This is a genomic window from Bacillus sp. GMs2/2 (genome assembly GCF_050172095.1).
GTDB classification, from domain to species: Bacteria; Bacillota; Bacilli; order Bacillales; family Bacillaceae_G; genus Bacillus_A; species Bacillus_A cereus.
In genome coordinates this window covers 1-5641 of sequence record NZ_JBNLYE010000271.1, presented here as the reverse complement: position 1 = coordinate 5641, position 5641 = coordinate 1, and the positions used below count along the sequence as shown (strand labels likewise).

Genomic DNA, 5641 nt, shown 5'->3' with positions numbered 1-5641 from the left:
TAAAATTGTATAAAAAAAGACCACTTTTGCGAGTGGCTCCAAAAAGAAGGAATGGTTGCCGTACCCCTAATAAAAGGGAAGATAAAGTAGCAATAGCCATTAAAATGTATAAGAGTAAGGACTATACAATTAAGGAAATTACAGATGCGACGGGAATTAGCAAAACCACGCTGTATAGGTATTTAGACAAAGCGCACTAAGATTGCGAGAGTAAGTTAGTAGATGAATTACATTTTATGTGATTCATCTGACGGACTAGAGCAGCAACCCTGTGACTAGGCCTCTAAGGTTAGGGACTGAATAATTGTTAAAATATTAAACAGAACTTATATACAAAGAAAAAACGAATTCCAATTAATCGGAATTCGTTTTTTTAGTTAGTCAGCAATTTTGATAAGTGTGATACTTGCTGAGTTTGGTCCTCGATATAAAACTCCATTTTCTGCAAATATATTAGTTAAAGTTAAAATATCGCCTGCTGCAAAACGTATTAATGTACTATCAGTACCTGGTTGTCTTCCTAAATCTATAGTTACGCCTTGAGGTGTTGCTGTTACAGGTGTAGCAGTTACTCTCGTGTCTGGTAGTACAGGACCTCCATTTATACTTAATCCAAAACCAACACTTATCTCTCCATCTGCTAGATTCTCGCTTTCTGTGTTTGCCATATAATTAACTAAATATAAACCAGGGGTATTAACTTGTATACCACCTGTTCCTGTTAAAACTAAATCACCTGTGGTATTTGGAGCTACTGTTGTTAAAGGAATAATAGTATTAGCTCCTAGGAAAGGTGTTTGAGTTGATCTAAAGAATCTTCCATTTGTTGTAACAAAACCAGTTGGTCCAGTGGGTCCGGTAGCTCCAGTCGGTCCGGTATCCCCAGTCGGTCCAGTAGCTCCGGTAGCTCCGGTATCCCCAGTCGGTCCAGTAGCTCCAGTAGCTCCGGTATCCCCAGTCGGTCCGGTATCCCCAGTCGGTCCAGTAGCTCCAGTAGCTCCGGTATCCCCAGTCGGTCCAGTATCCCCAGTCGGTCCAGTAGCTCCAGTCGGTCCAGTAGCTCCAGTCGGTCCGGTAATTGGTCCGGCTCCAATTAATTGTGTGAGTAAGTTTAATAAAAGCTGTAACGTAGCTGGATCAATAATAAGTGAGAAGAAGAAAGAGGCAAGGGCACTGAACAGTTGTTGTAAGTAAGAAAGGAATTTTCCAAGATCAAAATTAGGACCTTGTAGGAGATTTAAAATGGCTTGAATAAGTTGTTTGAGGAAATTTGTTTCAGGAGAAGGAATGAGATTATTTAAAAAATCGAGAAATTGGTTAAATAAGTTGATTAAAGCTTGTTTTAAAGCTGGATTGTTTGGGTCTAGTAAGAACGCAGCTAAAGCGCTAATGAGCGCATTGAGTAAGGCAATTAATTGTTGGAGTTGCGTTTGATCAATGGGTATCGTTTGCGTCGGACAACATTCACTGGAAAATGCAAACGGAAAAAACTGATTACAATTTCGATCTTTCAATCGTGTACATCTCCTTTAGAATTCACAATATCGGAATATGAATCCCTACAGAAGTATATGTATAGAATACAGTTATGGTGTGAGAAAAGTATCTAATGGGAACAAAAAAGAAAGAGAAACGAGACAAGGTGGGGAAAATATGAGTGTTGTGTTGTGCAAAATGAAAAAATATAAAATCCATCAAGTTGTATGTCCTCAACAACACAATCAACGTGAACCAGATAATTATGAGGATGCAAGTATTGATTATACTAAAAGTTATTTGAATTATGAGTTACATCAAAAGAAAAAATAGATTACATAGTGTATATTCAACAACAAATTCAACATCGTGTTAACAGGGAACGTTCGATTCGAAAAGATGCTGTTATTCTGTGTGAATTTGTAGTGACATTGGACAAAGAAGTGGAACAAGGAAAAGAAAAAAGTATGATAGATTGGTATCATATGTTTTATTTTGTATAGGGGTAGCGTCACATCGCTATCAGGGGTCACCATATCAAAAAAAGAAAATTGTACGTTTAGACACAATTTAAGTATAAAAACAGCTAGCAATATATTAAAATTTTATCAATACAAAAAATGGATTTTTTATAATATATTAGTGAAATGAGCCTGTCTATCAACCCCTCTTTAACTCCAATGCTCTAGTTATTTAATAAATTAATTAAAAAACGGAAAGAAGGTTATTAATTATGGCAATAGTTGATTTAGACGCATATTTATTAGCATTATCGAAAAAGGTTCTTGCTGCTCCATTTGATCCATTCATATCTAGAGTTAATACTTCACGTTTAGTAGTTAAAAATGCAGAAAGTTATGGTTTTGAAATTAAAGAAAGTAAACCTCAAGGCACAATGTTTATAGGAGAATCTATACTTAATAATAGAACTAACGAAACTCAAACATTACATTCTGATTCTTTTACCAAAACAATTACTGATTCCGTAACTCTTTCAGTAACGACTGGAATAACAACTGGAGTAAATATAAATATTGGTGGAAAAATCTTCGGCATGGGTGTAGAAACAAGTATGTCGTTTGAAGTTAGTACAAGTACTACTAATGAGCAAACTAATGAAGAATCTGTGGCATACACAGTTCCTAGTCAAACAGTTGTTGTACCCGCTCAAACCACCTACTATGTACACACTGCCCTAGAAAGAAATCAATTAGAAGGAATCATCCGCTTAAGAGCAGATTTATCTGGTGAATTTTCGGCAATGATAAAAGTTCAAGATTTAGAAGTACTGATTTATACTGGTAATATATATGACTTTGTAAATCAATATCAATCATTACATCCATTACCAAGTGGAATTTCATTAAATCATAATACTAAATCCATTCATTTTGAAGGTATTGCAGAATATCTCTATGGTACTGGTGCAAAATTCCATGTCACTGTAACAGATAAACCTTCTTCACAAGGAACTCAAGAGCATAAGTCATTTGATGCTAAAACTGGATTGGGTACTTATCCAATTGGTTTAAATGGTAAAAAACTCAGCCTTGAGTTAAATGATTTGAAAGAGCATATGAATGCTAAAGATTTTGAAAAGCTGAAAGAACTTCAAAATGAGGTAGTATAACAAAAAAAGCAAACTGTATTTTTTATACGGTTTGCTTTTTTTGTTAGATCATCTTTTTCGTAAAAGTATACCTTTATAAACTGTTATTTTCTTTTTTTATTGGTAAAAGGAATATTTCAGTTGACATAAAAAAACATTGATTTTTCAGTACCAAATAACTCTTATTTAACGGAAAATTATCTTAACGTACAGCAAATACCTTGAAATGTGTCTAAACGTACAATTTTCTTTTTTTGATATGGTGTCCCCATATACATCAGACCTAACCAAAGCAGGATTTCTTATCTTGGTTTCTGTAATTGGTCCATTTCAAGAAGAGTTTATCTTTAGATATTTGTTTTATGTTGGAATATTTTTAGCGCTTTCTAATTTAAAAGTAAAGTTTTCATGGGTTAAAAAAATTTGCAATGAATTGTTTACCCACAAAAATCCCTTATATATATGGGGATGGATATTAGTAACTAATTTAATATTTGCATTATACCATGGACCTGACATAACAAATTTCTATGCATACTTCATTCCAGGTATAATTGATGCTTTGTTATTTTTAAGATTGGGCTTCTTATCCGCTTGGTTAGCCCATGGAGCTTTTAATTTATGCTCACTAACTATCTTCAGCATCGTATCCATTATATTTTTAAAGTAAACATATAGATTAAAACCTATAAGGGCTAGCACGAACACAATTAAAACTTTTATGCAAAGGAAGGTCTGTGAATGTCATTAGAAAAAGTCATTTCCTATTTCAAACAATATAGTATGGAAGATAGAATATAGAGGTAACAGAATCTAGTGCAACTGTAGAATTAGCAGCAAAAGCATTACAATGTGAACCTCAAAGAATCGCAAAAACTTTATCTTTTCAAATAGATGATCGTGTTTTAGTAATAGTAACTGCAGGTGATGCAAAAATTGATAATCGTAAATACAAGGAACAGTTTGGTGTTAAAGCGAAGATGGTTGATGCAAACCAAGTAGAAGGATTAATTGGTCACGCGATAGGTGGTGTTTGTCCGTTTGCTGTAAATGAAGATGTAGAAGTGTATTTGGATGTATCACTACAAAGATTTACAACTGTCTTTCCTGCTTGTGGTAGTACAAATAGTGCTATTGAATTAACAATAAAAGAACTAGAAAAGCACTCAAAACATTTATTAGATTGTAAAACGATAAAAGGTGAATCCCTTCTCTCAAGGGATTCACCTTTTCAATCCGCCCAGTACGGGATATGTGTAGCGACATTTTTATAACTGTGGATTTTATTAATACAGATTTCTTTACTTTTCATACACAAAGATATTCATTTCTTATCTTATAAATTTATTTTTTGCTTGTCGTTACTATAAATCTCAATAGTGTATGAATCGCTTCCAATCCATTTACTTACTTCATCTGTTTTAAACAGATCCGTGATTTCCTTTTCTAATTTCTTCCCAAACTCTTTAGCATTTGGATCAGCACTACTGATTTTTGTATTTATAGTCAAAGCATACGGCTGTTCTGCTTCAATATTCATTTGATGGATCTGAGAACCTTTATACTCATTTTTGGTAAATAGATTCTCCAAAATAGATCCAGTAACTTTATTCCATCTTTTTTCTTTTTCTACAATCTTCATATCCCGTTCTTTTATATTGATTGTGTAAGGCTTAATCCCTTGATTTTTCAACCGATTATTAATTTCTTTTTTTACCTTAGATGAATCTTCAGTATCAGCAATTTCTATATCTAACCTTTTTGTATTCTCATCCCATATAGCAGCACTAACAAAAGATTTTTTATTTACAGTTTTGTTAACTGCCTCCATAACTTTTGAACCCTCACTCTTTGGTTCTTCTGTATTCCCCTGGCAGGAACACAATAAAGCGAGTGATAATACAGAAACACATAAAACTTTTCCCTTTCCCATTTAAGTACCTCCTCAAATATTCCTAACTTTGTAATATTCATCATACATGTTACAGTAATTCTATTTTTATATAAAATATTCTTTCTATTATACCAAAATTTGGAACGTGCTTTATTCCTTTCCTTTCACATAAATTGTAATAAGATATTGAAAAAATATGAATACAATTTAATAGTGAACGAAGAAGCGTACTTATAGTAACAAAAGAAAAACACTCAAATGAGTGTTTTTCTTTTGTTACTAGGGGAAACCTTCCCCTTGACCCCATCTATCGAACTCCCCAGCCCCTCAATCCTTGAGGGGCTCCCTCGCCGGTTGGCGTCCCCAAAACGGTTCGTTTTGAGGAACTGCCAAGAGGGTGAAGAATCAGTTGCACGTGTCAATTCCTTAATGCTCCTTTCATGAATCAGTAAAAACCACAGATTCCTTCCAGTCCGCTTACCATTGACACTTACTATTTATAAAAATTAACATTCACTATACTAAAACCTATAAACATAAATATAATATCCCTGTTGTTGATTTTAAACCTGTTAGAGAATACCCGTTTTTAAGAAAAACGGGTATTTTTGTTTTTTTCATGTAATGGCTATCTAAAAAAATGCGAACAATATACATACATA

The 5641-nt window shown here is 33.7% G+C and carries 7 protein-coding genes and 1 pseudogene; 6 read left to right on the top strand and 2 right to left on the bottom strand.

Going from position 1 to position 5641, the window contains the following annotated elements:
• On the top strand, nucleotides 1-200 hold a 200-nt coding region (locus tag ACQGS6_RS22080), incomplete at its 5' end, for a helix-turn-helix domain-containing protein (RefSeq protein WP_426965613.1).
• 177 nt (nucleotides 201-377) lie between these two features.
• On the opposite strand, the gene ACQGS6_RS22075 is transcribed toward ACQGS6_RS22080, so the two are convergent.
• Nucleotides 378-1514 (bottom strand): collagen-like repeat preface domain-containing protein, encoded by a 1137-nt coding sequence (locus ACQGS6_RS22075; protein ID WP_426965612.1) that lies wholly within the window; start codon nucleotides 1512-1514, stop codon nucleotides 378-380.
• A 139-nt stretch (nucleotides 1515-1653) separates the two neighbouring features.
• Here ACQGS6_RS22075 and ACQGS6_RS22070 point away from each other — a divergent pair, with 139 nt between their 5' ends.
• The 5 genes and pseudogenes from ACQGS6_RS22070 (at nucleotide 1654) to ACQGS6_RS22050 (ending at nucleotide 4359) form a co-directional block, all read left to right on the top strand.
• Nucleotides 1654-1809, top strand: a complete 156-nt coding sequence (locus tag ACQGS6_RS22070) for a plasmid recombination protein (protein ID WP_426965611.1) — start codon at nucleotides 1654-1656, stop codon at nucleotides 1807-1809.
• 8 nt (nucleotides 1810-1817) lie between these two features.
• On the top strand, nucleotides 1818-1979 hold the full coding sequence (locus ACQGS6_RS22065; protein ID WP_426965610.1) for a hypothetical protein: 162 nt from the start codon (nucleotides 1818-1820) through the stop codon (nucleotides 1977-1979).
• A gap of 230 nt (nucleotides 1980-2209) precedes the next feature.
• Nucleotides 2210-3106, top strand: coding sequence for an ETX/MTX2 family pore-forming toxin (locus ACQGS6_RS22060; RefSeq protein WP_426965609.1), 897 nt, complete (start codon nucleotides 2210-2212; stop codon nucleotides 3104-3106).
• Between the two features lie 205 nt (nucleotides 3107-3311).
• Nucleotides 3312-3755, top strand: coding sequence for a CPBP family glutamic-type intramembrane protease (locus ACQGS6_RS22055; RefSeq protein WP_426965608.1), 444 nt, complete (start codon nucleotides 3312-3314; stop codon nucleotides 3753-3755).
• A gap of 71 nt (nucleotides 3756-3826) precedes the next feature.
• A pseudogene (locus tag ACQGS6_RS22050) lies at nucleotides 3827-4359 on the top strand (YbaK/EbsC family protein).
• A gap of 62 nt (nucleotides 4360-4421) precedes the next feature.
• On the opposite strand, the gene ACQGS6_RS22045 reads toward ACQGS6_RS22050, so the two are convergent.
• A complete protein-coding gene (locus ACQGS6_RS22045; protein WP_426965607.1) occupies nucleotides 4422-5018 on the bottom strand; it encodes a DUF4030 domain-containing protein in 597 nt (198 codons plus the stop codon).
• Nucleotides 5019-5641: the final 623 nt, after the last annotated feature.

What these genes read in the sequence shown, in the direction of transcription:
- ACQGS6_RS22060 (WP_426965609.1), top strand. Translation starts at nt 2,210, where the DNA reads ATGGCAATAGTTGATTTAGACGCATATTTATTAGCATTATCGAAAAAG.
- ACQGS6_RS22055 (WP_426965608.1), top strand. Translation starts at nt 3,312, where the DNA reads ATGTGTCTAAACGTACAATTTTCTTTTTTTGATATGGTGTCCCCATAT.
- ACQGS6_RS22070 (WP_426965611.1), top strand. Translation starts at nt 1,654, where the DNA reads ATGAGTGTTGTGTTGTGCAAAATGAAAAAATATAAAATCCATCAAGTT.
- ACQGS6_RS22045 (WP_426965607.1), bottom strand. Translation starts at nt 5,018, where the DNA reads ATGGGAAAGGGAAAAGTTTTATGTGTTTCTGTATTATCACTCGCTTTA.